Source organism: Pseudomonadota bacterium, assembly GCA_030859565.1.
In the GTDB taxonomy this organism is placed as follows: domain Bacteria; phylum Pseudomonadota; class Gammaproteobacteria; order JACCXJ01; family JACCXJ01; genus USCg-Taylor.
The window spans coordinates 1-25,731 of the sequence record JALZJW010000047.1; the positions used below are offsets into that span (position 1 = coordinate 1).

A 25,731-nucleotide genomic window follows, 5' to 3' on the forward strand; every position below is an offset into this window, starting at 1 on the left:
GGTTTACGCTGGTCTGAACGACGGACGGCGGGTATGGGTGGCGAAGTGCTCAAGGTCGGGGATCTCAAGTACCAGAAGAACTTCGTGCCCTTGCCTTATCGTCGGGTGAGCTATCAGCCCTATGAGGGAGCCATGACCGAGGCGGCGATTTGCGCGCATCTGCTGGCACGCGAGGTCTACCGGCGCACCGATGTCGTGGTCTTACATAATGCAGATCACCAACTGGCTGTGGCCGCGGTGCAGCGGGCCGAATCCGACGCACTGTTCACCCGCGTCGAGGCCATAGAGGTGCTGGCCCTGCCCGCGGATTGCGTATTCATGCAATCACCCGAGACCGATCCGGCCAACCGCTCGGCGCTCGCCAAGCTCACCCGTGAACACGGCCTCGGGTCGGATCGGACGGTCGTCGTTCAAGGCGCCTTCGATCATATCAACATCATCCACCGCCCCGATCCTCTGCTCCTGCGGGTGGTGGAGGTCGCGCCCCCGGATCCCCCGAAGCTCTACAAAATGGCCGAGCACGTCTTGAGCTATGCCGACCTCCCGCCCATCTGTCTCGATCTCGAGCGCATCGACCTCCGCGAGCTCTGTGCGCGCGTGCGGCCCGAGGCCTATCTCGTGCCCTGCCGCTCCGGGGGCCTCGATGATCTCGGAGCGCCAGTGTACTTTCTCGATGAGCGCCCCCCCGTGCGCCGCCCGTGGACTTTGATCGGCTGCGAACGCAGCCTCCAGTTCCACCGGCATTATTACGGGGATGAGCCACCGCGGGTGGAGATGTGTCCCCGGAAGTTCACGCCAACATCGGCTCGCCCCACCCTGCTCAAATGCTGCCTGTTAGAATTTGGCATTGAACAAGACGGCATGACGGCGGTGGTTCCCTGGGGCGCCGACCTTCCGATGGTCGAACAGGCCCTTCGCCTGCTCTCGCGGGATGTGGAATATGCCTGAGCTCGCCTGGGATCCCATCGTCGAGAGGCTCATCGGCGATCGCACGCAAAAGCCCCGAGCCGCCGGGGTCACGATGGTCATCGACACGGGCGTAGGCCTGAGCGTGCTGCGCGATACCCTCGAGCTGGCGGGTCACTGCATCGACCACTGGAAGCTCAGCTTCGGAACCTCGGTGTTCCTCACCAAGCAGCTTCTGCAGCACAAGCTGGGGCTACTTGCCGAGTACGAGGTGCTGACCTTCCCGGGCGGTACGCTGCTCGAGGTCGCGCTCGTCGAACGCCACTGTCGAGATTACATGAAACACGCGAAGCTTCTGGGTTTCAGCGCCGTCGAGATATCGGATGGCACGATCCCGATGCCCGCCTTTCGCAGAAGGAACATCATTCACTGCGCGCTGGACGCCGGGCTCGTCCCCATCACCGAGGTGGGTAAGAAGGACCCGAGGCAGCAGCCTTCGGCGGAGCAGCTCGCCGAGCAGGCCTTGGAGGATCTGGAACGTGGCGCGCGCTGGGTGGTGGTGGAAGGCAGGGAGTCCGGCCGCGCAGTGGGGATCTACGACGCGCACGGCCAGGTCATCGACGACGCCGTGGCGGCGATCTGCCGGGCCATGGACACGGCGGCGGACCGACTCGTGTGGGAGGCCCCGCTCAAGGAGCAGCAGGCCTATTTGATCCGTCGCTTCGGGACCAACGTGGGGCTGGGCAATATCCACCCCGATCAGGTATTGGCGGTCGAATCCTTGCGCTGCCGGCTCCGCTTCGAGACCCTGCGCTCGGTCACTGACGAGCTGGTACGCTCAGGCGCCTGGGACCCTCATGAGGTCGAGCCGGAGCCCGGCGCGGCACCGATCAGCTTCCATGTCGACAAAAAATAGCCGCGAGCCAGGCGGTCCCTCAGCGGAATCGGAGCACGTGCTCGAGGTGGGCACGCGCATCGAGCGCGGTCCCTCCGAGCTGTTAATACGAACGGCATTCAGGAAGGAGCTCGACGACCAAGCGGATCTGTTTGAAGCCATGGGCTTGGTCGACCTTGCTCACACCCTGGTGATGATAGAGGCGGGCATCGTTCCGCGTGATGCCGGTCGGGATCTTCTCGCTGCCCTCTTGAAACTTCACGAACGACCCGCTGATTTTACCTTGGACCCATCGAGGGGCGACCTCTACACCAACCGCGAAGCGTGGTTGGCCACGCAGACAGGCGCGAGCACTTGGTTGGGTGGAGGCCGGGCACGGCGCGAAGCGACCACAACTGCATTTCTGATCAAGGTGCGCGCGGGTCTCCTCGGCCTGGCTGAGCCGCTAGTGGCGACCGGCAAAGTGATCACCGCGCGGGCGCGCGAGTTTCGCTCAGCGTTGCTGCCTGACTATACCTACCTACAATCGGCGCAGCCGACCACCTTCGGTCATTATCTGCTTGGTTTTGCCTACCCTGTGCTGCGTGACCTCGATCGCGTTCGAGCGCTTTACGGGCGGTTGAATCTAAGTCCCGCGGGATGCGGCAGCACCAACGGGTCGCGTTTACCTCAAGACCGCGATCGCCTGCGTGAGCTTTTGGGCTTCGATGGGCTCGTCATACATGCACGTGATGCCATGTGGCAGGCGGATCTGCCGATCGAAACAGCCGCGATGCTAACCGCGATCCTGATCAATCTCGACCGCCTGGCCGAGGACCTGCAGATCTATGCTACCGAGGAATTCGCCCTGGTCGAGCTCGACGATCGGCACGCCCGAGCGAGCAAGATCATGCCGCAGAAGAAGAACCCCTTCGCCTTGACCCATGTCCGAGGTACAGCCAGCATGATGATCGGCACGCTCGCGGCGAGCGCAGCGGCCAGCCGCACGCCCTCGGGGCAGCCGGATAACCGCCTGCCCCTGTATGGAGCCATCCCGCGCGCGATCGAGGACACGCAGGAGGCGGTGGGGCTGATGGGCGAGGTCGTGAGCTTCCTGACATTCAATGAGCAGTGTGGACGTGCACGGCTCGATCGCGGCTTTGCGCTCGCGACCGACCTTGCCGAGGTGCTCGTGCTGGAGAGCGGTCTCGATTTCCGCCAGGCGCACCGGCTGGTCGGCCACCTCGTGCGCCGGCATCTGGCGAACGGTGATCTGAATCGGCTCACGCCGGATGAGGTAGCGGTGGCCGCGGAGCAGATGCTAGGCCAGCGGATCGAACTCTCGCAGGCGGCACTCCGCGACGCCCTGGACCCCGAGGCGGCTGTCGCTGCACGGACAGCGCCCGGGGGCGCGGCACTGGAGAGCGTGGATTCAATGATCACCCAATGCGAGCAGACGTTGATGAAGGCCGACGCGTGGACCACCGACTGCCGCCAGCGACTCCGTATGGTGGAGGATTCACTGTTACAGATGGCCCGTGAGTGCTTGCGGGGTTCGGATACTTCGAGCCCGGCTTCTGCATAGGTGTAGGCGGTAGGCGCGGGCAGCATGAGCGAAGCAGTCTTCACCCATGATGTTTTCCTGAGCCATAGTGCTAAGGACAAGGATGTCGTCCGTGCCGTCGCCGAACGGTTGCGGGCGGACGGCCTGCGGATGTGGTTTGATGAATGGGTGCTCAAGGCAGGCGATAACATCCCGGCGAAGATCGAGGAAGGGCTAGAGCACTCCCGCGTGCTCGTGCTGTGCATGTTAAAGCAAATCGTTTTCGAGGGCGAGCGCTTCGACGTGATGAGCGTACGCCACTGGCGGGACAAAGCGTTGCGCCATCCAGCGTAACCCAGACGGAGCCTGCCGAATCCGGGATGACTGGAGCCACGAACGCCTGCATTCTGCTTTTTTGATAGCAGCAACGAGCCACAACGAGGTAGCGAATCGTCATGTCAGTGCACATCAGTGACTCAGCCATCTATCGAAATTCATGGGCCACACCCGAACTGCGTGCCCTCTTCGATGATGCCGCGCTGACCGCCGGCTGGATCGAGGTCATGGTCGTGCTCGCCGAGACGGAGGCGGAATTCGGTTTGATGCCGACCGCGGCAGCTCGACAGCTCGCTGACACCTGTAAGATCGTACCGCTCGAAGAGGCGTTTTTTACCGAAGTGCGCGAAGATTTCGAGCGCACCAACCACTCGCTGCTCGGTCTTATTCGCGCGCTCCAGCGCCGCTGCCCGGGCGACAGCGGGGAATGGCTTTGTTACGGGGCCACGGTGCAGGACATCACGGACACACATACGGCTCGGATTCTGGTCAAGGTGCGGGACATCTTTGAAGACCAGCTCACAAGCGTTGCAACGGTGCTGTGCGATCTCGCCCGCCGCTATCGGGATACGGCAATGTGCGGGCGCACCCACGGTCAGCCGGGCCTGCCGATCACCTTCGGGTTCAAGGCCGCCGGGTGGCTCGACGAGATTCGGCGCCACCGCCAACGCCTTGATGAGATCGGGGCACGCGTCGGCGTCGGGCAGCTTGCGGGCGGCGTCGGCAGTCTCTCCGCCTTCGGTCTCGAGGCGTTAGCGGTGCAGCAGCGCTTCCTCCAGAAGCTCGGGCTCATGGCCCCTGCGATCTCTTGGACCGCCTCGCGCGATCGCCTCGCCGAATGGCTCAACCTCCTCGCCCTGATCACGGCCACGGCCGACCGCATCGGCCACGAGATCTACAACCTGCAGCGGCCCGAGATCGGGGAGCTCAGCGAGGGATTCGTGCCGGGCGCGGTCGGGAGCATCACCATGCCCCAGAAGCGCAACCCGGAGATCTGCGAGCACTTGGGCACGCTGGCCCGCGTGGTGCGCTATCATGCCGCGCACATGGCTGAGAATCTCGTGCACGACCACGAGCGCGACGGGCGTGCCTGGAAGGGGGAGTGGGCGATCCTCCCCGGGGCCTGTCTCGCAACCGGCAAGGCCTTGGCGATGCTGCACAACCTGCTCGAGCACCTCGAGGTCAACGTGGAGCGCATGCGGGACAATCTGCTTGCAACCAAGGGCTTCATGCAGGCCGAACATATGATGTTAGCCTTGGCGCTCAAGTTCGGCAAGCAGAGCGCCCATGCGCTCGTGTACCGCGTGGCGATGGAGGCTGCCGAGCGTGGCACCCCCCTGCGGGAGGCCGTGCTCGCCGAGCCCCAGATCGTGGCACAGCTCGGCGCCGCAGAGATCGAGAACCTCTTTGACATGGGACAGAGCACGGGATGCTGCGCACAGATGGTCGACCGCGTGCTGGCGCTAGCGGAGGCGCAGGATCATGGCGAGCGGTAAACCCAGCTTCACAGGCACACCAAACGTATGGGAGGGCCTCGCGCGGCTGCGGCGCCAACGCTTAGCGGAATTCCCGACACCGCTGTTGCCGATGCGACGACTCAGTCGGGCGCTTGGCGGCGCGGAGATATGGTTCAAGCGGGATGATTTGATCAGCTTTGGCCTAGGGGGCAACAAGGTCCGGGGTCTGGAGTTGCTGATAGCCGACGCGCTGGCCCAGAGCGTCGAGGTCCTGGTTACTGGGGCGGGCGCGCAGTCCAACCACGTCCGCGCGACGGCGGCCGCGGCCGCGTGCTGCGGCCTGCACTGTGTCGCCGTCTTTTGGGGCGATGCGCCCGCACGGATCGACGGAAATTACCGCGTCACCCGCATGCTCGGGGCAGATGCGGTGTTCACCGGCGACTCGGACCGCGCCTCTGTGGATCGCGGTATCGAGACGCTCTGCGAAGAGTTGCGACACAAAGGTCAGCGCCCCTATCCCATCCCACGCGGCGGCGCCTGTGCCCTCGGCGCCCTGGGGCATGCGCTGGCGGCGCGGGAACTCCATGAGCAGTGTCAAGCGGTTGGACTCGATCCTGACGTGGTTGTGCTGGCCACCGGCTCGGGCGGGACCCATGCTGGCTGGTTGGTGGGGACGCGGGCCCTGGGGTCGCCCTGGACAGTGGAGAGCTTTACCGTAAGTCGGGAGGCCGAGGCGGTCCGCATCGAGATTGCTCATCTCGCGACCGCGGCAGCCGCGGTGCTCGATTTTGATTGGCGGTTTGCCCCAGCGGACGCGATCGTGCACGGTGGTTTTATCGGTACGGGCTACGGGGTTCCGAGCGCGGAAGCCGCGAATGCGATCCGGCTGGTCGGGCGCACCGAAGGCGTTTTGCTGGATCCCACATACACGGGCAAGGCCATGGCGGGTCTCTTGGAGCACCTGCGGCGCGGATTGGTCACGCACCGTTCCGTCGTGTTCCTGCATACCGGCGGGGAGCCGACCTTTTTCGCGGGGGATGGCGAGTGGCTGGCGTAAGCGGAGATCGACCCATGCATTTGATCGTCGTCGGTGGGGTGGCGGCCGGCGCCAAAGCCGCTGCCAGGGCGCGCCGGGTTAATCGGGATATCGCTATCACTCTCTATCAAGAGGAATCCGAGGTCTCATATACGGCCTGCGGGCAACCCTATTATCTAAGCGGCCTCGTCGCAAGCCGCGACGCGCTGATCATCCGCCGTGCCTCTCAATTCAGGGAGGATGGAATCGAGGTGCGGCTCCGCCACCGTGTGATAAACCTGAGCACGGAGGAGCGCCTCGTCAAGGTGCACGATCTCGATCGCGACGCGATCGAGGTCGTGCCCTATGACCGGCTGATCCTCGCGACCGGCGCGCGCCCCGTGATTCCCGTCGTACCAGGAAACCATTTGGACGGTATTGTCACGCTGCGGACGATGGCCGAGCTCGATCGCTTCCGATCGGCCCTCGATCGCTTGAGGCCGAAGCAGGCGGTCATCGTGGGTGGAGGCTATATCGGGCTCGAGGTGGCCGAGAGCTTACACGCGTTGAGCGTGACGGTGACGATCGTCGAGCGGCTCGAGCGGCTCTTTCCTAGACTCGATCCGGAACTGGGTAAGCGCGTCCACGACTATCTTATCGCCAAGGGCGTTCGTGTCGTTGTGGGCGAGGGCATGGCCGAGATCACCGAGAACGCGGGACGGGTCGCCGCGGTGGTCACGGCATCGGGTCGGCGGCTGCCCGCGGAGTTCGTGGTGCTCGCGATCGGCATCCGGCCAAATGTCGAGTTTGCGGCTCAAGCCGGCATAGCGCTGGGGCCCACGGGCGCGATCGCCGTCGACACGCGCATGGAGACCAACGTCAAAGACGTGTTCGCGGCCGGCGATTGCGCGGAGAGCTACCACCGCCTGACGCAGACGCCCGTGTGGGGACCGCTCGGGGACATCGCCAACCTGCAAGGCCGCGTGGCTGGTGAAAACGCGGCCGGCGGGGACACCCAGTTTCCCGGAATCTTGGGCACGGCCATCTTTAAGACCTTCGACCTGAACGTCGGCATTACCGGATTCACCGAGTCCGCCGCCCGCGAGGCGGGGTTCGACCCCATCACCACGGTCATCACCGCCCGGGACAAGGCGCGCTATTTCCCCGGCGCGCGCGACGTGACGTTAAAGCTCGTGGCCGAATCCGGTAGCGGTCGCCTGCTGGGCGCCCAAGCTATCGGACCGGGCTCCGTGGATAAAATAATCGACATCGCCGCCACGGCCTTACTCGGGAATCTCGGTTGCCGTGATCTGGAGAACGCGGATCTTGCCTATGCACCGCCTTTCAGCCCCGTCCTTTCCCCCGTTATTGTCGCGGCTAGCTCTTTGAGTAAGAAACTGGGGTGACCCGAGTACACGCCACACTATAACAACGCACAAAATTGGAGGCGGACCATGTTCGACTACGTCATCGTCGGTGCCGGATCTGCGGGGTGCGTATTGGCCAGCCGGTTGACGGAAGATCCTGCTTGTCGGGTGTTGCTGCTCGAAGCCGGTGGCGAGGACGACTCGCCGTTGATCCGGATACCCGCATTCTATGGACAGCTGCAGGACAGCCCCTGCGACTGGGCCGACCGAACGGCTCCCCAAGCACACATGAACGGGCGCCGTATCTTCATGCCTCAAGGCCGGGTGCTCGGAGGATCAAGCGCCATCAATTACATGATCTACATCCGCGGCAACCGCGGCGATTACGATCAATGGTTTCGCGATGGAAACGAGGGTTGGGCCTACGATGACGTCTTGCCCTACTTTGTGAAATCCGAAAGCAACCAAGCCATCTCCGACCGCTATCACGGCACTGCGGGCCCGCTCGCGGTGACAAGCCATCCGTTTTCGGATCCTCTCGTGGAGCGCTATCTTGCCGCCGCCCAGGAAGCAGGAATTCCGTTCAACCCGGACTTCAACGGCGAGTTTCAGGAGGGCTGCGGTCCCTTGCAGGCCACGATCGCCAACGGCGTCCGATGCAGCACCGCTAATGCGTATCTGCATCCAGCACGCTCGCGTCCGAATCTCACCGTCCTGACCCACGCCCATGCGACGAGGCTTCATTTCAGCGGAACCCGCGCCGTAGGGGTCCAATATCTTCGCTTCGGGGCTGTGGAGAAGGCCGAGGCTGCTTGCGAGATCATTCTTTCAGCCGGCGCTCTGCGCTCGCCGCAGTTGCTGCTGCTTTCCGGCATCGGGCCGAGACCTGAGCTTGAGCGGCTGGGTATCGATATTCGCCAGGATCTCCCGGGCGTCGGCAAGAATCTGCACGATCACCTCCACACTCGAGTGCGGTGCGAGATCACGCAACCGCTTACCTTCGCCCCGCTTCCGGACGAGCAAAAAGCTGCCGCGCTTCGAGAATACGAAGCAAATCGAAGCGGCCCGCTGGGCTCGAACTTCCTCGAGGCGGGAGCCTTCGTCAAAAGCCATCCGGAAGAGACGATTCCCGGACTACAGATGTTCTTCCTGATGACCCTCTCTCCCGATTATCCCGAAGCCGAGGCGACAACCCGGCACGGTGTTACGTTTACCTCCTACATCAATCGGCCGCTAAGCCGCGGCGAGGTCACTCTCGCCTCACCCGATCCGCTCGATCGGCTAATAATCAATCCCACCTACTTGAGCGCGCCCGATGATGTGAGATGCGCCGTCGCCGGAGTTCGCTGGAATCTCAAGATTCTCTATTCAAACGCATTCGACGACATCCGCGGCGAGGAGGTAGCGCCGGGGGCGAATTTGAGAAGCGACGCGGACATCGAGTCCTTTGTGAGGCGCACGGCCTCCACCACCTGGCACCCGGCCGGCACGTGCAAAATGGGCCATGACGAGACGGCGGTCGTCGATTCACGCCTCCGTGTGCGCGGAATCGAGGGGCTGCGGGTCGTGGATGCGTCGATCATGCCGATGATCGTGAGCGGCAACACCAATGCGCCAACGATCATGATCGCCGAGAAGGCGGCGGATATGATCGGCAACGGCTCGGGTCAGGGCCTATGACCCTTTTCTGGGGTGTCGGGAGCAGCAGATTACTACGCCGACCTCGGCATAATGCTGCTAACCTCAAAGTCCCTTGTGGCTCTGCCGAATGAGGACTTTTAAGGGCATCCGTCGGAAAGGTCTGAATGACCGTTTTGGGTCGGAAACCGAAATTCATACTGAGACACTACCTGCGCTCGGTGATGGGGCACAATTTCGATTGGATTCGATTAGAATAGGCACGCGGATCAGAAAAGCCGATGTGGTGAAATTGGTAGACACGCTGTCTTGAGGGGGCAGTGGCGCGAGCCGTGCCGGTTCGAGTCCGGCCATCGGCACCAGCAACTACGTAGAGCCTGCTTGCAAAATCTCGCAGCTATCGCGGGTTGAGATCGATCAGGTATAATCCGTGCCTGCATGGCGGCGATCGGCCGCCATCCCTGGAAATGACGTGTTAGCGCAATACCTACCGGTACTCATCTTCATCATCGTGGCCCTGGTCTTCGGCGCCGTCGCGCTCTGCGTCGGCTTCGCGCTCGGGCCCCGCCGCGCCGACGAGGAAAAGCTTTCGCCCTATGAGTGCGGGTTCGAGCCCTTCGAGGACGCCAGGATGCAGTTCGATGTCCGCTATTACTTGGTAGCGATCCTGTTCATCATTTTCGATTTGGAGATCGCGTTTCTCTTCCCCTGGGCCGTGGCGCTCAAGGATATCGGGCTGCTCGGTTTTTTCGCGATGATGATCTTTCTGGCCGTTCTCGTCATCGGGTTCGTCTATGAGTGGAAAAAGGGGGCGCTGGAATGGGAATAGAAGCGCTTGGCGACAAGGGGATCGTGACGACCTCGGTGGACAATCTGATCAACTGGGCGCGCACCGGATCGCTCTGGCCGATGACCTTCGGGCTCGCCTGCTGTGCGGTCGAGATGATGCATGCCGGGGCCTCGCGCTACGATCTGGACCGTTTCGGGGTGGTGTTCCGGCCGAGCCCGCGGCAATCCGATGTCATGATCGTCGCCGGTACGCTGGTGAACAAGATGGCTCCGGCGCTGCGCAAGGTCTACGATCAGATGGCGGAGCCGCGCTGGGTGATCTCCATGGGATCGTGCGCCAACGGCGGCGGGTACTACCACTATTCCTATGCGGTGGTGCGCGGCTGTGACCGCATCGTCCCCGTCGACGTCTATGTGCCCGGATGTCCCCCGACGGCCGAGGCGCTGCTATTCGGGGTCATTCAGCTTCAAAACAAGATCCGGCGCACCAATACGATTGCCCGCTAAGAACCCTGAATGTCGAATCCGATCGAACAGCTCACGGCGCGCCTAAAAGAACGATTCAGCGATAAACTCAGTTCCTGCGTGGTGGCCTCGGGCCAGATCACGATCGAGGTCCGCGCCGCCGATGTGCTGGAGATCTGCAAGGCGCTCAGGGACGAGTTCGCTTTCGAGCAACTGATCGATGTGTGCGGCGTGGACTACGCCGCCTACGGGCAGGCGGACTGGTGCACCGAGGAGGCGAGCCGCTCCGGTTTCAGCCGCGGGGTCGACGCCAATGCGTATCAAGAGGCGCTCGGCGAACGGCCCCGGTTCGCGGCCGTCTACCACCTCCTTTCGGTCAGCCGCAATCAGCGGCTGCGCCTGCGCGTGTATGCGACCGGCGATCCGCCGCGGGTCGATTCCGTGGTGGAAATTTGGACCGCGGCGAACTGGTTCGAGCGCGAGGCCTTCGATTTCTTCGGGATCCTCTTCGAGGGACACCCGGATCTGCGGCGGATCTTGACCGACTACGGTTTTATCGGTCATCCCTTTCGTAAGGATTTCCCGCTCGAAGGCAATGTCGAGGTCCGCTACGATCCGGAGAAGGGCCGGGTCGTCTACCAACCGGTCACGATCGAGAACCGCGTGCTGGTCCCGAAAGTGATCCGGCGCGACACTCCCGCGCCGGGAACTACCGAGTCCGACCTAAGATGATACCTATAGGCAATGCCTGAAATCCGCAACATGACCTTGAACTTCGGGCCGCAGCATCCCGCGGCTCACGGTGTCTTGCGCCTAGTGCTGGAGATGGACGGCGAGGTCATCGAGCGCGCCGATCCGCATATCGGTCTGCTGCATCGTGGCACCGAGAAGCTTGCCGAGAGCAAGCCGTACAACCAGAGCATCGGCTACATGGATCGCCTCGATTATGTGTCCATGATGTGCAATGAGCACGCCTACGTGCTGGCGATCGAGCGCTTGCTCGGCGTCGAGCCGCCCCCACGGGCGCAGTACATCCGCGTGCTGTTCGATGAGATCACGCGCATTCTCAATCATTTGATGTGGCTGGGCGCGCACGGCCTCGATATTGGGGCCATGACGATCTTCCTGTACTGTTTCCGCGAACGCGAGGATCTCATGGATTGCTACGAAGCCGTCTCCGGGACGCGCATGCACGCCACCTATTACCGTCCCGGCGGCGTCTACCGCGATCTGCCCGAGCGTATGCCGCGCTACGAAGCTTCCAAGTGGCGGAGCCGGGAGGACGTCGAGCGCTTGAACGAGGCGCGGCGAGGAAGCTTGTTGGATTTTATCGATGACTTCGCGGCGCGTTTTCCGGCCTGCGTCGATGAGTATGAGACGCTGCTCACGGACAATCGGATCTGGAAGCAGAGGACCGTCGGGATCGCCGTCGTCTCTCCGGAGCGGGCGCTCGCCCTCGGCTTCACGGGACCCATGCTGCGAGGATCGGGTGTCGAGTGGGATTTACGCAAGAAGCAGCCCTACGCGGTCTACGAGCGCGTGGACTTCGACATTCCGGTCGGCGTTAACGGGGATTGCTACGATCGGTACCTGGTGCGCGTGGAGGAAATGCGCCAATCCGCCCGTATTATTAAACAATGCGTCGCGTGGCTGCGGAAAAATCCAGGGCCGGTCACCATCGAGGACTATAAGCTGGTCTCGCCGCGCCGCGAGGACATGAAGGGCGACATGGAATCCTTGATCCATCACTTCAAGCTCTTTACCGAGGGCTATTGCGTCCCGGAAGGCGAGATCTATGCGGCGGTGGAGCATCCCAAAGGGGAGTTCGGGATCTACCTCATCTCCGATGGCGCCAATAAACCGTACCGCGTCAAGGTCCGGGCCTCGGGTTTTGCGCACCTTGCGGGCATGGACGAGCTGGTCAAGGGCCATATGTTGGCGGACGTGGTGACGACGATCGGGACCTTGGACATCGTCTTCGGGGAGGTCGATCGGTGAGCGGGGAGGGGGCAGGGGTGATCTCCGCCCGCGCCCGCGCGCATATCGACGCGTGCGTCGCGAAGTATCCGCAAGAGCGCAAGCAATCGGCGGTGCTGGCGGCCTTGAGCGAGGTCCAGCATGAAAACGGGGGTTATCTGACTACCGAGTTGATGGATGCCGTGGCCGCCTATCTCGGGATGGCGCGGATCGCGGTCTATGAGGTGGCGAGCTTCTATTCGATGTTCGAGACCAAACCGGTCGGCCGTCACAGTGTTTCGGTATGCACGAATATTTCTTGCATGCTGCGCGGGGCGGATGACATCGTCGCGCACATCGAGCGGCGGTGCGGGATCAAGACCGGTGAAAGCACCTCGGATGGCCGCATTTATCTCAAACAAGAAGAAGAATGTCTGGCGGCTTGCTGTGGCGGTCCCATGATGATGGTGGACCACAAATTCTACGAACACCTGAGCAACGACAAAGTCGACAAGATACTGGACGATCTCACGTGAGCTTAGCGTTCTTCAATCAGGTTTGTTTCCGCACCCTCGAATTTGCGCAATCGTGGAGCTTCGAGAATTATCGGCAGATCGGCGGCTACGAGGCATGGAAGCGAATCTTGCGGGAGAAGATCTCCTCGCAAGACATTATCGAAGAGGTCAAAGCCTCCGGGCTGCGCGGCCGCGGGGGCGCCGGGTTTCCCACCGGGCTCAAGTGGAGCTTCATGCCCAAGAACCCGAGCGGTCCGCATTACATCGTCTGTAACTCCGATGAGAGCGAACCGGGAACCTGCAAGGACCGCGACATCCTGCGGTATAACCCGCACGCGCTCATCGAGGGGATGGCGATCGCCGGCTACGCGATCGGGGCGAAGGCCGGCTACAACTATATGCGCGGCGAATTCATGGACGAGCCCTGCGCGCGCTTCGATCAGGCGCTCAAGGTGGCGTATGACGCGGGCTTCCTCGGGAAGAATATCCTCGCCTCGGGGGTCGATTTCGATCTCTACAATCATCTCGGCGCCGGGGCCTATATTTGCGGCGAGGAGACGGCGTTGCTCGAGTCACTCGAGGGCAAGAAGGGCATGCCTCGCTTTAAACCGCCGTTCCCCGCGGGGTATGGCCTCTACGGCCGGCCCACCACGATCAACAACACAGAATCGCTGGCGTCGGTGCCGAGCATCATCCTGAACGGCGCCCAATGGTTCGCGGACATCGGCAAACCCAACAACGGCGGCACCAAGTGTTTCTCCGTGACCGGCCACGTCGAACGCCCCGGCAACTTCGAGATCCCCTTGGGCACGCCGTTCCCGGTGCTGCTCGATCTCGCCGGAGGCGTGTGGCGAGGACGCCGGCTCAAGGCGGTGATCCCAGGGGGATCCTCGGTGCCGGTGCTGCCCGGAGAGACTATGCTGGGGCTCACGATGGACTATGACGCGATCGCGAAGGCCGGATCGATGCTGGGATCCGGGGCAGTCATCGTGATGGACGAGACCACGTGCATGGTCAAGGTGCTGCGACGCATTGCACGGTTTTACTATGCCGAGTCCTGCGGCCAGTGCACACCCTGCCGGGAAGGGACAGGCTGGCTGTACCGCATGTTGACTCGCATCATCGAAGGCAAAGGCCGGGTCGAGGATCTCGCCCGGCTCGATGATGTGGCCAAGAAGATCGAAGGCCGGACCATCTGTGCGCTGGGGGATGCCGCCGCGATGCCGGTGCGAAGTTTCATCAAACATTTCCATCATGAGTTCGAGTACTATGTCGAGCATGGCAGCAGCATGGCCGAGAGCCTGTCGGGCAAAGCCGCCTAGGAAAAAATGATGAGTCCGGATGTGGTCACGATCGAAGTCGATGGCAAGTCCTTGCAAGCGCGCAAGGGGGCCATGCTGATCGAAGTGACCGATGCCGCGGACATTTATGTCCCGCGGTTTTGCTACCACAAGAAACTTACCATCGCCGCCAACTGCCGGATGTGTCTGGTCGAGGTCGAGAAAGCGCCCAAACCGCTGGCGGCCTGCGCGACACCGATCATGGACGGCATGAAGGTGTGGACGCGCTCGCCGCGCGCCCAGGAGGCCCAGAAGTCGACGATGGAGTTTCTGCTCATCAATCACCCCCTCGATTGCCCGATCTGCGACCAGGGCGGGGAATGCGAGCTGCAAGATCTTGCGATGGGCTACGGCGCGGGTATCTCGCGTTACAGCGAGGGCAAGCGGGTGGTGCAGGATAAGAACATCGGCGCGCTTATCCAGACCGACATGACGCGCTGCATTCACTGCACACGCTGCGTGCGCTTCGGGGATGAGGTGGCCGGCGTGCGGGAGCTCGGCGCCACGGGACGCGGCGAGGAGATGCAGATCGGCACCTACATCGAGCAGGCACTGGTCTCGGAACTGTCGGGGAATGTGATCGATCTGTGCCCAGTCGGCGCCCTGACCTCCAAGCCCTTCCGGTATACCGCGCGTGCTTGGGAGCTACGCCAACGCGAAGGCATCGCCCCGCACGACTCGATCGGATCGAATCTCTATCTACACGTCTCGGACAACCGGGTGCGGCGCGTCGTGCCGCGCGAAAACGAGGCGATCAATGAGGTGTGGCTCTCCGACCGCGATCGCTATAGCTACCTCGGGCTTTACAGCGCGGATCGGTTGACGGCGCCGATGATTCGGACCGAAGGAGAATGGCGCGAGGTCGATTGGGATGCGGCCTTGGACTTCGCCGCTAAGGGCTTGCGTGCGGCGGTGGATAAGCACGGCGCCGGGCAGCTCGGAGCGTTGACCATCGCCACCGCGACGACCGAAGAATGTTATCTCTTGCAGAAGCTTCTACGAGGCCTCGGCAGCAATAACATCGACCACCGTTTGTTACACAGCGATTTCAAGGATCAGGATCGGGCACCGCTCTATCCGGGCCTGGGCCAAAGCCTCGCGGAGTTCGAACGCCGCGACGCCGTGCTCTTGATCGGTTCCAACGCGCGCAAGGAGCAACCGCTGGCCAATCACCGCTTGCGTAAGGCGGCGCAGCGCGGGGCGTTTATTGCTGTAATTAATCCCGTCGATTTCGATTTCAATTACCCGATCGCCAAGAAGCTTATCGTGAGACCCGCGGAGATGGTCGCGGCACTCGCTGGGGTCGCCAAGGCTCTCGTCGGAGGCTCTAAGAGATCGGTCGATCCCAAGGTGGTCGACATGCTCGCCGGCGTCAAGGCCGATGACTCTCAGCGGGCGATCGCAAAGCGCTTGAAGGCCTCCGCGGCGGGAACGGTATTGTTGGGCAACCTCGCCGCCACGCACCCATGCGCCAGCTCCTTGCGGGCGCTCGCAGCTCTCGTCAGTGATCTCTGCGGAGCGAAGCTCGGATACCTGGCGGAACACGCGAATACCTGCGGAGCCTGGATCGCGGGAGCCGTGCCCCACCGCGATCCGTCCGGGCAGCCGATCGCACAACCGGGTTTAGACGCGCAAGCGATGATCGACCCCGGCTTGCGCGCCTATGTGTTGTTGGGCATTGAGCCGGAGCTCGATTGTTGCCGTCCCGCCCAAGCGATGCACGCTCTGCGGAACGCGGAGTGCGTGGTGTCGCTGAGCGCCTACCGCACGCCGCGCATCGAAGCGTATGCCCATGCCATGCTGCCGGTTGCGATCTATGCGGAAAACACCGGGACCCTGGTGAATGCAAGCGGCGATTGGCAAGCCTTCGGTGCCGTGGTGCCGCCGCCGGGCGAGTCGCGCCCGGCGTGGAAGGTTTTGCGGGTGCTGGGGAACCGCCTGGGTCTCGCGGGCTTCGACTATGCCTCAACGGAAGAGATCGAGAACGATCTGCGCAAACACGCACGAGACGCGGGGGCCGGCGCCGCTGCTCGAGGCGGGTCCGATCCGATGCTCGATGGGCGCGCGGCCGCGGAGCTCGATCTGATCCCCTATGTGCCCGCGTACCGCGTTGATGCGCTCGTGCGGCGTGCCACGGCGCTGCAAGAGACACCCGATGCCGGTGATCGGTGCCTGCACATTAACCCTACGGTGGCGCGGCGCTTCGATCTCGCCGAAGGGGCGAACGTCAGGTTGCAAAAGGGCGAGGGGGCCGTCGAGTTGCCGGTGACACTCGATGTGCGAGTACCGGATGACTGCGTGCTCATTTACACCGCGCAGCCGGCGTTCGAAACGCTCGACGCCGGCACGGCGCCGCTGTCATTGCAGCGGCTTTAGCGACGGTTCGTCGGCGATGCTCGAAGTTGCGGCGGTTGAGGTCACGGGCGGCGCCGGATCGGTCCCCTGGATCATCGTCAAGATTGTCGCCATTATTCTGCCGCTCCTGCTCGGGGTGGCGTACCTGACCTTCGCGGAGCGGAAGATTATCGGCTACATCCAGGTCCGGATCGGTCCCAATCGCGTCGGGCCCCGGGGCTGGCTCCAGCCGATCGCCGATGTCCTCAAGCTGGTACTAAAAGAGGTCATCATCCCGACCGGGGCCAACCGGTTTTTGTTTTTAGCGGCGCCGATCCTGGCCCTGGCGCCGGCCTTGGCCGCCTGGGCGGTGGTTCCATTCGCCGCTGAGACGGTGCTCGCCGACATCAACGCCGGGCTCCTCTATATCCTGGCGCTGTCGTCGATGGGCGTGTATGGGATCATCATCGCCGGGTGGGCCTCGAACTCCAAGTACGCCTTCCTGGGCGCGATGCGCTCGGCGGCGCAAATGGTCTCCTATGAAATCGCGATGGGCTTCGCGCTGGTGGGCGTATTGATCGCAGCCGGAAGCTTGAATCTCAACGACATCGTGCGGGCGCAGGACGGCGGCATTTTGACGTGGTTTTGGCTGCCGTTATTGCCGTTATTCGTGATTTATTTTATCTCCGGCGTCGCGGAGACCAATCGCGCGCCTTTCGACATCGCCGAAGGCGAATCGGAAATCGTGGCCGGGTTCCACGTCGAGTATGCCGGAATGTCGTTCGCGCTCTTTTTCTTGGCCGAGTACACGAACATGATTTTGATTTCGGTCTTGGCGGCCATCATGTTCCTGGGCGGCTGGCTGTCGCCGTTCCAAGGGCTCCCGCTACTGGAGGGCTTGTTTGCGTGGGTGCCGGGGATGATGTGGCTGCTCGCGAAGACATCGTTCTTTTTGTTTCTGTTCCTGTGGTTTCGCGCGACCTTTCCGCGTTACCGTTACGACCAGATCATGCGGCTTGGATGGAAGGTCTTTATTCCGATCACGATCGCGTGGCTGGTCGTCGCCGCGGTGTTAGTTAAGCTCTCCGTTCCACCTTGGTTCGATTAAGCTATGCCAGCGGTCAAAGACTATTTTAGAAGCCTGTTGCTGGGGGAGTTGCTCAAAGGCATGAAGCTCACGGGGCGTTACCTCTTCAGTCGAAAGGTGACGGTCCAGTACCCGGAGGAGAAGACACCGCAATCGCCGCGTTTCCGCGGCCACCATGCCTTGCGGCGCTACCCGAACGGGGAGGAGCGCTGCATCGCCTGCAAGCTGTGCGAAGCGGTGTGCCCGGCGGTGGCGATTACCATTGAATCTGAACAGCGCGCCGATGGCACTCGCCGTACGACCCGCTACGACATCGATCTCACCAAGTGCATTTACTGCGGGTTCTGCGAGGAATCGTGCCCGGTAGATTCCATCGTGGAGACGCGCTTCTTCGAGTATCACGGCGAGCAGCGCGGCGATCTGATTGCCACCAAGGAAAAACTCCTGGCGATGGGTGACCGCTTCGAGCAGGAAATCGCCGCGGACCGGGCGCAGGACGCGAAGTATCGCTGAGCAAGAATCCTCTAGCGCAAGGTCCCATTAATTGAACTGTTTAGTACTTCCATAATTGATGTCAGCGCAAAATACGTCATGCCGGCAGGGAATGCCGGCATCCAGACTGCAGGATGCTCCAACCCTAGTACGTCCATGTAATCTGGATTCCGGCAATCCATGCCGGAATGACGGTGGAAATGGCAGTGGCTTAATACGAGAGATATCCCAAGTTATTTACGGGACAGTACACTAGCGATGGAACAACTCGTATTCTATTTTTTTGCGCTGATGTCCGGGTCCGTGGGCCGGTTCTTGGATCAGCCGACGGCAACAAGGTTCTTGCGCCGGGTGACGGCGAACGGGCGGCGCGGGGGTGGCGGACCATCTCCCAGCGCTTCGAGTGTGATCGGACTACGGCGTGGCGGCGGCAGCGGGCGAAACCGTCGCGGGGCATCTGAACGGCAGCGGTCGGACTGGAGAACTTTATCAGCAGTTGATATAGTACGGCATGCGGGAAGACCCAGGCATCGAAACCCTGCTCGACCTGCACGGCCAGATCATCGACCAAGGCGATGGGTGTTGGATCAAGATCGAGGCTTGGAAGACAGACCCGACGCCAGGGATGCCGCATGGCGTCCGTTACTCGCTGACGCTGCATGAACCCTATGGCAAACGGATACTCGGTTACGACAACGCGCATGCAGTCAAGCGGCCGAAGAAGCTCAAGTACGCCGGACGCATCTTGGCGTATGACCATAAGCACCGGCACGTATCCGACAAGGGCACGCCCTATGAATTCAAGGACGCACATCAGCTGTTGGCGGACTTCTTTGCCGAAGTGGATCGTGTGCTACGAGAGGTGAAGAAGCGATGAAAGCCATCGTGATCGGCATCATGCCGCAGGAAAAGATCCGCGAGCGGGTCTTGTCCATCGCCCGCGGGTCATACAAACCCAAGCCGGGAGAAGCGAAGATCTGGTTCACCTCGATGAAGTCGCTTGCCGAGGTGCTGAGCGATGACAATCGCGCGCTGCTCCAGGCGATCAGGGAAATGAATCCGGAATCGATCTCGGCGTTGGCAGAGGCCACTGGTCGTAAGGCCGGCAATCTCTCGCGCACGCTCAAGACCATGTCGCGGTATGGCATCGTCGAGATGCGCCGGGAGAAGAATAACGTTCGGCCCATTGTGAAGGCCACGGAGTTTCGGATCGTCGCCGCGTGATCCAGTATGGTAGGTCGCAACCGGCTGCATCGGGTTCCGACAAAACAGCGTCCAAACACCCGATGGCGCCGATGGATCGGGCAAAGCCATGTGTTTCATCGAAGGTATTCACCCATCACCCATGCGTCGGAACCCGAAAAAGGGGTTCCGACCTACGCGGGCTAATCGCGTTGGTCGAGCAGCGAGATCGGGTCGAGTTGACGGGCGCAATCCTGTCAGCTCGACCCGATCCACGACTGAGGGAGTTGCTCAATGAAGAAGGCGTGTTCGGGTTGTCGAACGTATATTAGGTGACGATATGCAGCGACAGTTTACGCTAGAGTATTGGATCGACGATGATTGGTACGTTGGAAAGCTAAAAGAAGTGCCTGGGGTCTTTAGTCAGGGGGAAACGCTTGCCGAGCTGGAAGACAATATAAAGGATGCTTATGCGCTTGTGATGGCGGAATCCAACACGGCGCTCAAGGGAGTGCCGACTTTATCGTCGGTCAGCGGTCGGTAATCGGATCGTGGAACAAGTCATCTTCTACTTCTTCTCCGCGCTCCTCATCGGCGCCGGGGCCATGGTCATCACGGTCCGGAACCCCGTGCACGCGGCCTTGTTCCTGGTGCTCGCGTTTTTTTCCAGCGCCGGGATCTGGTTACTGTTAGAAGCCGAATTCCTCGCGATCACCTTGGTGCTGGTCTATGTCGGGGCGGTGATGGTGCTGTTCCTGTTCGTGGTGATGATGCTGGATATAAACCTCGCTCCGCTGCGCGAGGGATTCATGCGCTATTTACCGGTAGGCGGCCTGGTCGCCTTGCTGATGGTGATCGCCTTGGCCGCGGCCGTGGGACCGCGCTATTTCGGGGCGGCCACGCGCCCGCCGCCGCACCTCGCGGATTACAGCAACACCCGCGAGCTCGGGCAAGTCCTGTATACGGATTATATCTATCCTTTCGAGATCGCGGCGATGATTTTGCTGGTCGCCATCGTGGCCGCCATCGTATTGACGATGCGAGGCCCCCGGCAGACGAAGGCGCAGCGGCCGAGCGAGCAAGTGGCGGTCCGGCGCGAGGATCGAGTCCGCCTCGTCAAGATGCCGGCGCACAAACGGCAACCCGTGTCCGAAGCGCCGGCCGAGCCCGCACAATTAGAACCCTAAGGGATTCGACGCAGCCAATGCCAGCGCTCTCGGATTTTCTCGTCCTCGGGGCCATTCTTTTTTGCTTGAGCGTGGCGGGCATCTTTATCAATCGTAAAAACGTGATCATCTTGCTCATGTGTATCGAGCTGATGCTGCTCGCGGTCAACATGAACTTCATCGCGTTTTCCCATTTCCTGGGGAATATGGCCGGGCAAGTCTTCGTTTTCTTTATACTCACGGTGGCGGCCGCGGAGTCCGCCATCGGACTTGCGATCCTGGTGGTGCTGTTTCGCAACCGTAACACCATCAATGTCGACGATTTAAACCGGTTGAACGGTTAGCCGTATGCGGGGTGTCTATCTGGGCGTGGTCTTGGCGCCGCTTATCGGAGCGCTCATCGCCGGTGTCTTCGGCCAGAGGATCGGCCGGGTCTGGGCCCATCGTGTGACGATCGGCGGCGTTGCACTCGCCTTTTTTCTCTCGCTGCTCGGATTCAAGGACATCGTCATCGACGGAGAGCCGGCCTTCAACCAGGCGGTCTATACCTGGTTGAGCAGCGACGGTCTCAATTTTCAGATCGGGTTTCTCATCGACAAGCTCTCGGTCACGATGATGGTGGTGGTGAGCTTCGTCTCCTGGATGATCCACATCTACACCATCGGGTACATGCACGACGATCCGGGTTACCAGCGCTTCTTCAGCTACATCGCGCTCTTTACCTTCGGCATGCTGATGCTGGTGATGGCCAATAATTTCCTACAACTTTTCTTCGGCTGGGAAACCGTGGGCTTGGTGTCTTATCTCCTGATCGGCTTTTGGTATAAGCGCGAGTCGGCCATTCAGGCCAATCTCAAGGCGTTTTTGGTCAATCGCGTGGGGGATCTCGGTTTTTTGCTCGGGATCGCAGCCATCTTGACGCACTTCGATTCGCTCGACTATTGGGAGGTGTTTCGGCAAGCACCTAGCCTCGCCAACGAGACGGTGCAAATCGGCGCGCACACCGAATGGCCGTTGATGACGCTGATTTGCATCCTGCTCTTTATCGGCGCGATGGGAAAATCCGCCCAGGTTCCGTTGCACGTGTGGCTCCCGGACTCGATGGAAGGCCCTACCCCGATCTCGGCGCTGATTCACGCGGCCACGATGGTGACCGCCGGGATCTTCATGGTGGCGCGCATGTCGCCGCTCTTCGAGCTCTCGGAGACGGCCTTGAGCGTGGTGCTCGTCATCGGGGCGATCACGGCTTTTTCCATGGGGCTCTTGGGACTGGTGCAGAACGATATCAAACGCGTGATCGCCTATTCGACGCTCTCTCAGCTCGGTTATATGACCGTCGCGCTCGGGGCTTCGGCTTATGCGGCCGCCATCTTTCATCTCATGACGCACGCGTTCTTCAAGGCGCTGCTGTTCCTGGCCGCGGGCTCGGTGATCATCGGCCTGCATCACGAGCAGGACATCCGCAAGATGGGCGGCTTGTACCGCTATATGCCGATCACTTGGATCACCTCGGTGATCGGGACGCTCGCGCTGATAGGCTTCCCGGGGATGTCGGGATTTTTCTCGAAGGACGCGATCATTGAAGCCGTGCACCACTCGGACTTGCCGGGCGCGGGCTTCGCGTATCTCGCGGTCTTGGGCGGAGTCTTCGTGACCTCCCTCTATAGCTTCCGTCTTTTATTCATGGTCTTCCATGGTAGCGAGCGGCTCGACCCCCATGCGAAGGCGCATCTGCACGAATCCCCGCGGGTTGTTACCGGCCCGCTCATCATGCTGGCCATACCTTCAGTGGTGATTGGGGCCATTGCCATCGCCCCGATGCTGTTCGGAGCGTATTTCGGGCCGGCTATTCACGTGCTGCCGGCACACGATGTGTTGGGGCGTATGGGGGGCGAGTATCATGGATTGTTCGCTTTCGTGGCACACGGATTTACCGCCATGCCGTTTTTGCTTGGGCTCGCGGGGTTTGGCACGGCGTGGATGTGCTATTTGTACCGGCCCGAGCTTCCCGCGTTGGTCGCCGATCGGTTTAAGCCTGTTTACCGGATCTTGGTGCGTAAATACGGATTCGATGATTTCAACGAGCTTGTTTTCGGCGGCGGGGCGCGGGGTACGGGTCGGGCGCTCTGGCAACTCGGCGATGTCCGCATCATCGACGGGTTCTTCATTAACGGCTCGGCGCGTTTGGTGGGGTGGTTTTCCGGCGTCGTGAGGCATACGCAATCCGGATATTTGTATCACTATGCCTTTGCGATGATCCTCGGTCTGCTGTCGTTATTGGGCTATTTCGTCTACGGCTGGGGTAAGTAGGATCCGAGCATGGTCGAAAGCTCGCGCCAGCATACGTGCCTATGCCTTTACTGAGTCTCGTCATCTGGGTCCCGATCTTGGGGGGGGTGTGGGTGCTCTATACGGGCGCGACGCAAGGGCGGGAGGCGGTATTGATGCGGTCGTTGATGATCGCAGCCGTGACTTTCCTACTGTCGCTACCGCTCTACACCGGTTTTGACACCGGTACGCACGCGATGCAGTTTGTCGAACGCACGGGTTGGATCGAGGCGTTTGACATCAACTATCACCTTGGTATCGACGGTATCTCGATGCCGCTTATCTTGCTTACGACCTTCACCACCGTCCTCGTGGTGCTGGCTGGCTGGGAGGTAATCCAAACCAGGATCGGGCAGTACATGGCATCGTTTCTGATTCTCGAGGGGCTGATGAACGGCGTCTTCGCCGCGCTCGACGCCATTCTGTTTTATGTCTTTTGGGAAGCGATGCTGATCCCGATGTTTTTAATCATCGGGATCTGGGGCGGGGAGCGGCGGGTCTATGCCACCATCAAGTTTTTTCTTTATACCTTTTTCGGTTCCGTGCTCATGCTGGTGGCCTTGCTGTACCTCTATTGGAAGGGCCAAAGTTTTTCGATCTTGGCGATGCAAGCCTTGCCGCTCGAGCTCGAGGCGCAGAAGCTTATCTTCATTGCCTTTCTGCTGGCTTTCGCCGTAAAGGTGCCCATGTGGCCGGTGCACACCTGGCTGCCCGATGCCCATGTCGAGGCCCCGACCGGCGGATCGGTGATCCTGGCGGCGATTATGTTGAAGATGGGCGGTTATGGCTTCCTGCGCTTCAGCCTGCCGATCACACCGGCCGCGAGCCACGCTTTCGATTCGCTCATGATCGCGCTCTCCTTGATCGCAATCGTGTATATCGGTTTTGTGGCGTTGGCGCAGCAGGATATGAAGAAGCTCATCGCCTATTCCTCAATCTCGCATATGGGGTTCGTCACCTTGGGCGTGTTCGTTGTGTTTCGGCTTCTCGACAGCCACGAGGTGCCCAACGGCGCCGCGATGGGTATCGAGGGCGGCATGGTGCAGATGCTCTCGCACGGTTTCGTCTCGGGAGCGCTGTTCTTATGCGTGGGGGTGCTGTACGAGCGTCTGCACAGCCGCCAGATCCAGGACTACGGCGGGGTGGTGAACAGCATGCCGGTCTTCGCGACCTTGATGATGATCTTCTGCATGGCCAACGCCGGGCTCCCCGGAACCTCCGGTTTCGTCGGCGAGTTCTTGGTGATCTTGAGCAGTTATAAGGCGAGCTTGTGGTTCGCGCTCTGTGCCGGAACGACCTTGATCCTGGGCGCGGCCTACACGCTATGGATGTATAAGCGCGTGATCTTCGGCGAGGTTGCTAGTGAGAGGATCGCGGCCCTCAAGGATCTTGATGCCCGCGAGCTCGCGATCCTGGGGACCTTGGCCGGCGCCGTCGTGCTCTTCGGCGTGTGGCCGGACCCGATGCTCGAGGTCATGCACGCAACGGTCAATCATCTCGTGGACCAAGTCGCGCACCCAAGATTACCGTAAGAAGGATAGGCCGCATGAGCAACGTCGTAATCGCCTTGCCGGAGCTGTGGTTAGCGCTCATGGCGTGCGCCGTTTTGCTCGCCTGCGTCTTGGGGCGGGATCCCGAGACGCCCTATCGGCTCTCGCAGGCGACGCTCGCGGTGGCGTTGCTCTTGGTGCTGTGGCTTTATCCGGGCGAGCCGGAGCTTGCGTTCAATGACATGTTTGTCAACGATCGCATGGCCACGGTGCTCAAGGCGGTCATTCTCGCGGTGACGGCGGGGGTGTTCGTCTACTCGCGTGCCTATCTCGCCGCGCGCGCCTTATTCAACGGCGAATACTTCGTCCTCGGTCTCTTTGCCGTCTTGGGCATGCTGATCCTGGTGTCCGCGCACAGCCTGCTGACGATCTATTTAGGGCTCGAGCTACTGTCGCTGTCCCTCTATGCGATGGTGGCCATGCACCGGGACTCGCATGCAGCCTCCGAAGCGGCGATGAAGTATTTCGTGTTGGGCGCGCTCGCCTCCGGAATGATGCTCTACGGGATCTCCATCCTCTACGGTGTCACCGGCACCCTGGACCTACAGCAGTTGGCCGCGGCCCTGCACCTAAACGACGAGCGCAGCCTGTTGCCAATCTTCGGTCTGGTGTTTTTGATCGTCGGGATCGCCTTCAAGCTCGGGGTGGTCCCATTCCATATGTGGATCCCGGATGTCTACGAAGGCGCGCCCACTTCGGTGACCCTGTTCCTCACCACGGCGCCCAAGCTTTCGGGTTTCGCGCTTGCGATGCGGCTCCTCGTCGATGGTCTGCCCGGGCTGGCGACCGATTGGCAGCAGATGCTCGCCGTCATGGCGGTGCTTTCAATGGGGACCGGCAACATCGTCGCGATCGCGCAAAGCAATATCAAGCGCATGCTGGCCTATTCAACCATCGCCCATATGGGATTTATGCTTTTAGGCTTGCTGGCCGCGACCAAGGCCGGCTATGCGGGGTCGATGTTTTACGTCATCGTCTATGCACTGATGGGGATGGGCGCCTTCGGTATGGTGATCGCCCTCGGGCGCGCCGGGTTCGAGTCGGACCGGTTGGAGGACTTCAAGGGCCTGAGCGAGCGCAGTCCGTGGATGGCGCTGCTGATGCTGATGCTGATCTTTAGCCTCGCGGGAGTGCCGCCTTTCGTGGGCTTCTGGGCTAAATGGTTCGTGATTAAAGAGGCCCTGGCCGCGGGATTTGTGTCCTTAGCGGTGATCGCCGTGGTGTTTTCGATTATCGGCGCCTACTACTACCTGCGCATCGTGAAGCTCATGTACTTCGATGATCCCGAGGACACCTCGCCCATCGTTTGCGGCCAGGATACGCGCGTGGTGCTGAGCTTCAACGGGCTTGCCGTGCTGGTCCTCGGCTTGATGCCGGGGGCCTTGATGACG

At 61.4% G+C, this 25,731-nt stretch carries 25 protein-coding genes and 1 tRNA gene; all 26 read left to right on the top strand.

Annotated elements, in window-relative coordinates:
- The first annotated feature begins 33 nt into the window (after positions 1 to 33).
- The gene (locus tag M3436_08895; protein ID MDQ3564238.1) at positions 34 to 948 is read left to right on the top strand and encodes a hypothetical protein; all 915 of its coding nucleotides are present in this window, start codon (positions 34 to 36) and stop codon (positions 946 to 948) included.
- Positions 941 to 1,822, top strand: coding sequence for a phosphosulfolactate synthase (locus M3436_08900; protein MDQ3564239.1), 882 nt, complete (start codon positions 941 to 943; stop codon positions 1,820 to 1,822). The genes M3436_08895 and M3436_08900 overlap by 8 nt, the downstream gene beginning before the upstream one ends.
- A complete protein-coding gene (locus M3436_08905; protein MDQ3564240.1) occupies positions 1,806 to 3,365 on the top strand; it encodes an argininosuccinate lyase in 1,560 nt (519 codons plus the stop codon). The genes M3436_08900 and M3436_08905 overlap by 17 nt, the downstream gene beginning before the upstream one ends.
- Before the next feature lie 24 nt (positions 3,366 to 3,389).
- On the top strand, positions 3,390 to 3,677 hold the full coding sequence (locus M3436_08910; GenBank protein MDQ3564241.1) for a toll/interleukin-1 receptor domain-containing protein: 288 nt from the start codon (positions 3,390 to 3,392) through the stop codon (positions 3,675 to 3,677).
- A gap of 101 nt (positions 3,678 to 3,778) precedes the next feature.
- Positions 3,779 to 5,155 (top strand): adenylosuccinate lyase family protein, encoded by a 1,377-nt coding sequence (locus M3436_08915; protein ID MDQ3564242.1) that lies wholly within the window; start codon positions 3,779 to 3,781, stop codon positions 5,153 to 5,155.
- Positions 5,142 to 6,173, top strand: coding sequence for a pyridoxal-phosphate dependent enzyme (locus tag M3436_08920; GenBank protein ID MDQ3564243.1), 1,032 nt, complete (start codon positions 5,142 to 5,144; stop codon positions 6,171 to 6,173). Before M3436_08915 ends, M3436_08920 begins: the two co-directional genes overlap by 14 nt.
- A 14-nt stretch (positions 6,174 to 6,187) precedes the next feature.
- Positions 6,188 to 7,537 carry an FAD-dependent oxidoreductase gene (locus tag M3436_08925; protein ID MDQ3564244.1) on the top strand — a complete coding sequence of 450 codons (1,350 nt, stop codon included), beginning with the start codon at positions 6,188 to 6,190 and terminating at the stop codon, positions 7,535 to 7,537.
- Between the two features lie 48 nt (positions 7,538 to 7,585).
- Complete coding sequence (locus M3436_08930; protein MDQ3564245.1) at positions 7,586 to 9,178, top strand: GMC family oxidoreductase N-terminal domain-containing protein; 1,593 nt, start codon at positions 7,586 to 7,588, stop codon at positions 9,176 to 9,178.
- Between the two features lie 235 nt (positions 9,179 to 9,413).
- Positions 9,414 to 9,498, top strand: a tRNA-Leu gene (locus M3436_08935).
- A 110-nt stretch (positions 9,499 to 9,608) separates the two neighbouring features.
- Positions 9,609 to 9,965, top strand: coding sequence for an NADH-quinone oxidoreductase subunit A (locus M3436_08940; protein ID MDQ3564246.1), 357 nt, complete (start codon positions 9,609 to 9,611; stop codon positions 9,963 to 9,965).
- The gene (locus M3436_08945) at positions 9,956 to 10,432 is read left to right on the top strand and encodes an NADH-quinone oxidoreductase subunit B (GenBank protein MDQ3564247.1); all 477 of its coding nucleotides are present in this window, start codon (positions 9,956 to 9,958) and stop codon (positions 10,430 to 10,432) included. The genes M3436_08940 and M3436_08945 overlap by 10 nt, the downstream gene beginning before the upstream one ends.
- 9 nt (positions 10,433 to 10,441) lie before the next feature.
- On the top strand, positions 10,442 to 11,122 hold the full coding sequence (locus tag M3436_08950; GenBank protein MDQ3564248.1) for an NADH-quinone oxidoreductase subunit C: 681 nt from the start codon (positions 10,442 to 10,444) through the stop codon (positions 11,120 to 11,122).
- 12 nt (positions 11,123 to 11,134) lie between these two features.
- Positions 11,135 to 12,388: an NADH-quinone oxidoreductase subunit D gene (locus M3436_08955; protein MDQ3564249.1), complete on the top strand. Its 1,254-nt coding sequence runs from the start codon at positions 11,135 to 11,137 to the stop codon at positions 12,386 to 12,388.
- Entirely contained in the window at positions 12,385 to 12,882 is a 498-nt protein-coding gene (locus M3436_08960; protein MDQ3564250.1) for an NAD(P)H-dependent oxidoreductase subunit E, read from the top strand. Before M3436_08955 ends, M3436_08960 begins: the two co-directional genes overlap by 4 nt.
- Complete coding sequence (nuoF, locus tag M3436_08965; GenBank protein MDQ3564251.1) at positions 12,879 to 14,183, top strand: NADH-quinone oxidoreductase subunit NuoF; 1,305 nt, start codon at positions 12,879 to 12,881, stop codon at positions 14,181 to 14,183. Before M3436_08960 ends, nuoF begins: the two co-directional genes overlap by 4 nt.
- Before the next feature lie 6 nt (positions 14,184 to 14,189).
- Positions 14,190 to 16,577, top strand: a complete 2,388-nt coding sequence (gene nuoG, locus M3436_08970) for an NADH-quinone oxidoreductase subunit NuoG (protein ID MDQ3564252.1) — start codon at positions 14,190 to 14,192, stop codon at positions 16,575 to 16,577.
- 16 nt (positions 16,578 to 16,593) lie between these two features.
- Positions 16,594 to 17,643, top strand: coding sequence for an NADH-quinone oxidoreductase subunit NuoH (gene nuoH, locus M3436_08975; protein MDQ3564253.1), 1,050 nt, complete (start codon positions 16,594 to 16,596; stop codon positions 17,641 to 17,643).
- Positions 17,644 to 17,646: 3 nt separating this feature from the next.
- Positions 17,647 to 18,135 (top strand): NADH-quinone oxidoreductase subunit NuoI, encoded by a 489-nt coding sequence (gene nuoI / locus M3436_08980; protein MDQ3564254.1) that lies wholly within the window; start codon positions 17,647 to 17,649, stop codon positions 18,133 to 18,135.
- Between the two features lie 490 nt (positions 18,136 to 18,625).
- Complete coding sequence (locus M3436_08985; GenBank protein ID MDQ3564255.1) at positions 18,626 to 18,991, top strand: DUF6516 family protein; 366 nt, start codon at positions 18,626 to 18,628, stop codon at positions 18,989 to 18,991.
- Entirely contained in the window at positions 18,988 to 19,338 is a 351-nt protein-coding gene (locus M3436_08990) for a transcriptional regulator (protein ID MDQ3564256.1), read from the top strand. Before M3436_08985 ends, M3436_08990 begins: the two co-directional genes overlap by 4 nt.
- A 298-nt stretch (positions 19,339 to 19,636) precedes the next feature.
- On the top strand, positions 19,637 to 19,840 hold the full coding sequence (locus M3436_08995) for a type II toxin-antitoxin system HicB family antitoxin (GenBank protein MDQ3564257.1): 204 nt from the start codon (positions 19,637 to 19,639) through the stop codon (positions 19,838 to 19,840).
- 61 nt (positions 19,841 to 19,901) lie between these two features.
- Positions 19,902 to 20,483, top strand: a complete 582-nt coding sequence (locus M3436_09000; GenBank protein ID MDQ3564258.1) for an NADH-quinone oxidoreductase subunit J — start codon at positions 19,902 to 19,904, stop codon at positions 20,481 to 20,483.
- Between the two features lie 17 nt (positions 20,484 to 20,500).
- On the top strand, positions 20,501 to 20,806 hold the full coding sequence (gene nuoK / locus M3436_09005) for an NADH-quinone oxidoreductase subunit NuoK (protein ID MDQ3564259.1): 306 nt from the start codon (positions 20,501 to 20,503) through the stop codon (positions 20,804 to 20,806).
- Between the two features lie 4 nt (positions 20,807 to 20,810).
- Positions 20,811 to 22,772, top strand: coding sequence for an NADH-quinone oxidoreductase subunit L (nuoL, locus tag M3436_09010; protein MDQ3564260.1), 1,962 nt, complete (start codon positions 20,811 to 20,813; stop codon positions 22,770 to 22,772).
- A gap of 41 nt (positions 22,773 to 22,813) precedes the next feature.
- A complete protein-coding gene (locus M3436_09015; GenBank protein MDQ3564261.1) occupies positions 22,814 to 24,322 on the top strand; it encodes an NADH-quinone oxidoreductase subunit M in 1,509 nt (502 codons plus the stop codon).
- Positions 24,323 to 24,336: 14 nt separating this feature from the next.
- A partial coding sequence (gene nuoN, locus M3436_09020; protein MDQ3564262.1) for an NADH-quinone oxidoreductase subunit NuoN occupies positions 24,337 to 25,731 on the top strand: 1,395 nt, incomplete at its 3' end.

Excerpts from the sequence above, each read along its gene's own strand:
- M3436_09015 (MDQ3564261.1), top strand. The coding sequence starts at position 22,814 with ATGCCTTTACTGAGTCTCGTCATCTGGGTCCCGATCTTGGGGGGGGTG.
- nuoL (MDQ3564260.1), top strand. The coding sequence starts at position 20,811 with ATGCGGGGTGTCTATCTGGGCGTGGTCTTGGCGCCGCTTATCGGAGCG.
- M3436_08995 (MDQ3564257.1), top strand. The coding sequence starts at position 19,637 with ATGCAGCGACAGTTTACGCTAGAGTATTGGATCGACGATGATTGGTAC.
- M3436_08900 (MDQ3564239.1), top strand. The coding sequence starts at position 941 with ATGCCTGAGCTCGCCTGGGATCCCATCGTCGAGAGGCTCATCGGCGAT.
- M3436_08945 (MDQ3564247.1), top strand. The coding sequence starts at position 9,956 with ATGGGAATAGAAGCGCTTGGCGACAAGGGGATCGTGACGACCTCGGTG.
- nuoH (MDQ3564253.1), top strand. The coding sequence starts at position 16,594 with ATGCTCGAAGTTGCGGCGGTTGAGGTCACGGGCGGCGCCGGATCGGTC.
- M3436_08955 (MDQ3564249.1), top strand. The coding sequence starts at position 11,135 with ATGCCTGAAATCCGCAACATGACCTTGAACTTCGGGCCGCAGCATCCC.
- M3436_08915 (MDQ3564242.1), top strand. The coding sequence starts at position 3,779 with ATGTCAGTGCACATCAGTGACTCAGCCATCTATCGAAATTCATGGGCC.
- M3436_08930 (MDQ3564245.1), top strand. The coding sequence starts at position 7,586 with ATGTTCGACTACGTCATCGTCGGTGCCGGATCTGCGGGGTGCGTATTG.
- M3436_08950 (MDQ3564248.1), top strand. The coding sequence starts at position 10,442 with ATGTCGAATCCGATCGAACAGCTCACGGCGCGCCTAAAAGAACGATTC.
- nuoG (MDQ3564252.1), top strand. The coding sequence starts at position 14,190 with ATGATGAGTCCGGATGTGGTCACGATCGAAGTCGATGGCAAGTCCTTG.
- M3436_08985 (MDQ3564255.1), top strand. The coding sequence starts at position 18,626 with ATGCGGGAAGACCCAGGCATCGAAACCCTGCTCGACCTGCACGGCCAG.
- nuoK (MDQ3564259.1), top strand. The coding sequence starts at position 20,501 with ATGCCAGCGCTCTCGGATTTTCTCGTCCTCGGGGCCATTCTTTTTTGC.
- nuoI (MDQ3564254.1), top strand. The coding sequence starts at position 17,647 with ATGCCAGCGGTCAAAGACTATTTTAGAAGCCTGTTGCTGGGGGAGTTG.
- M3436_09000 (MDQ3564258.1), top strand. The coding sequence starts at position 19,902 with ATGGTCATCACGGTCCGGAACCCCGTGCACGCGGCCTTGTTCCTGGTG.
- M3436_08990 (MDQ3564256.1), top strand. The coding sequence starts at position 18,988 with ATGAAAGCCATCGTGATCGGCATCATGCCGCAGGAAAAGATCCGCGAG.
- M3436_08895 (MDQ3564238.1), top strand. The coding sequence starts at position 34 with ATGGGTGGCGAAGTGCTCAAGGTCGGGGATCTCAAGTACCAGAAGAAC.
- M3436_08925 (MDQ3564244.1), top strand. The coding sequence starts at position 6,188 with ATGCATTTGATCGTCGTCGGTGGGGTGGCGGCCGGCGCCAAAGCCGCT.
- M3436_08910 (MDQ3564241.1), top strand. The coding sequence starts at position 3,390 with ATGAGCGAAGCAGTCTTCACCCATGATGTTTTCCTGAGCCATAGTGCT.
- M3436_08905 (MDQ3564240.1), top strand. The coding sequence starts at position 1,806 with ATGTCGACAAAAAATAGCCGCGAGCCAGGCGGTCCCTCAGCGGAATCG.
- M3436_08920 (MDQ3564243.1), top strand. The coding sequence starts at position 5,142 with ATGGCGAGCGGTAAACCCAGCTTCACAGGCACACCAAACGTATGGGAG.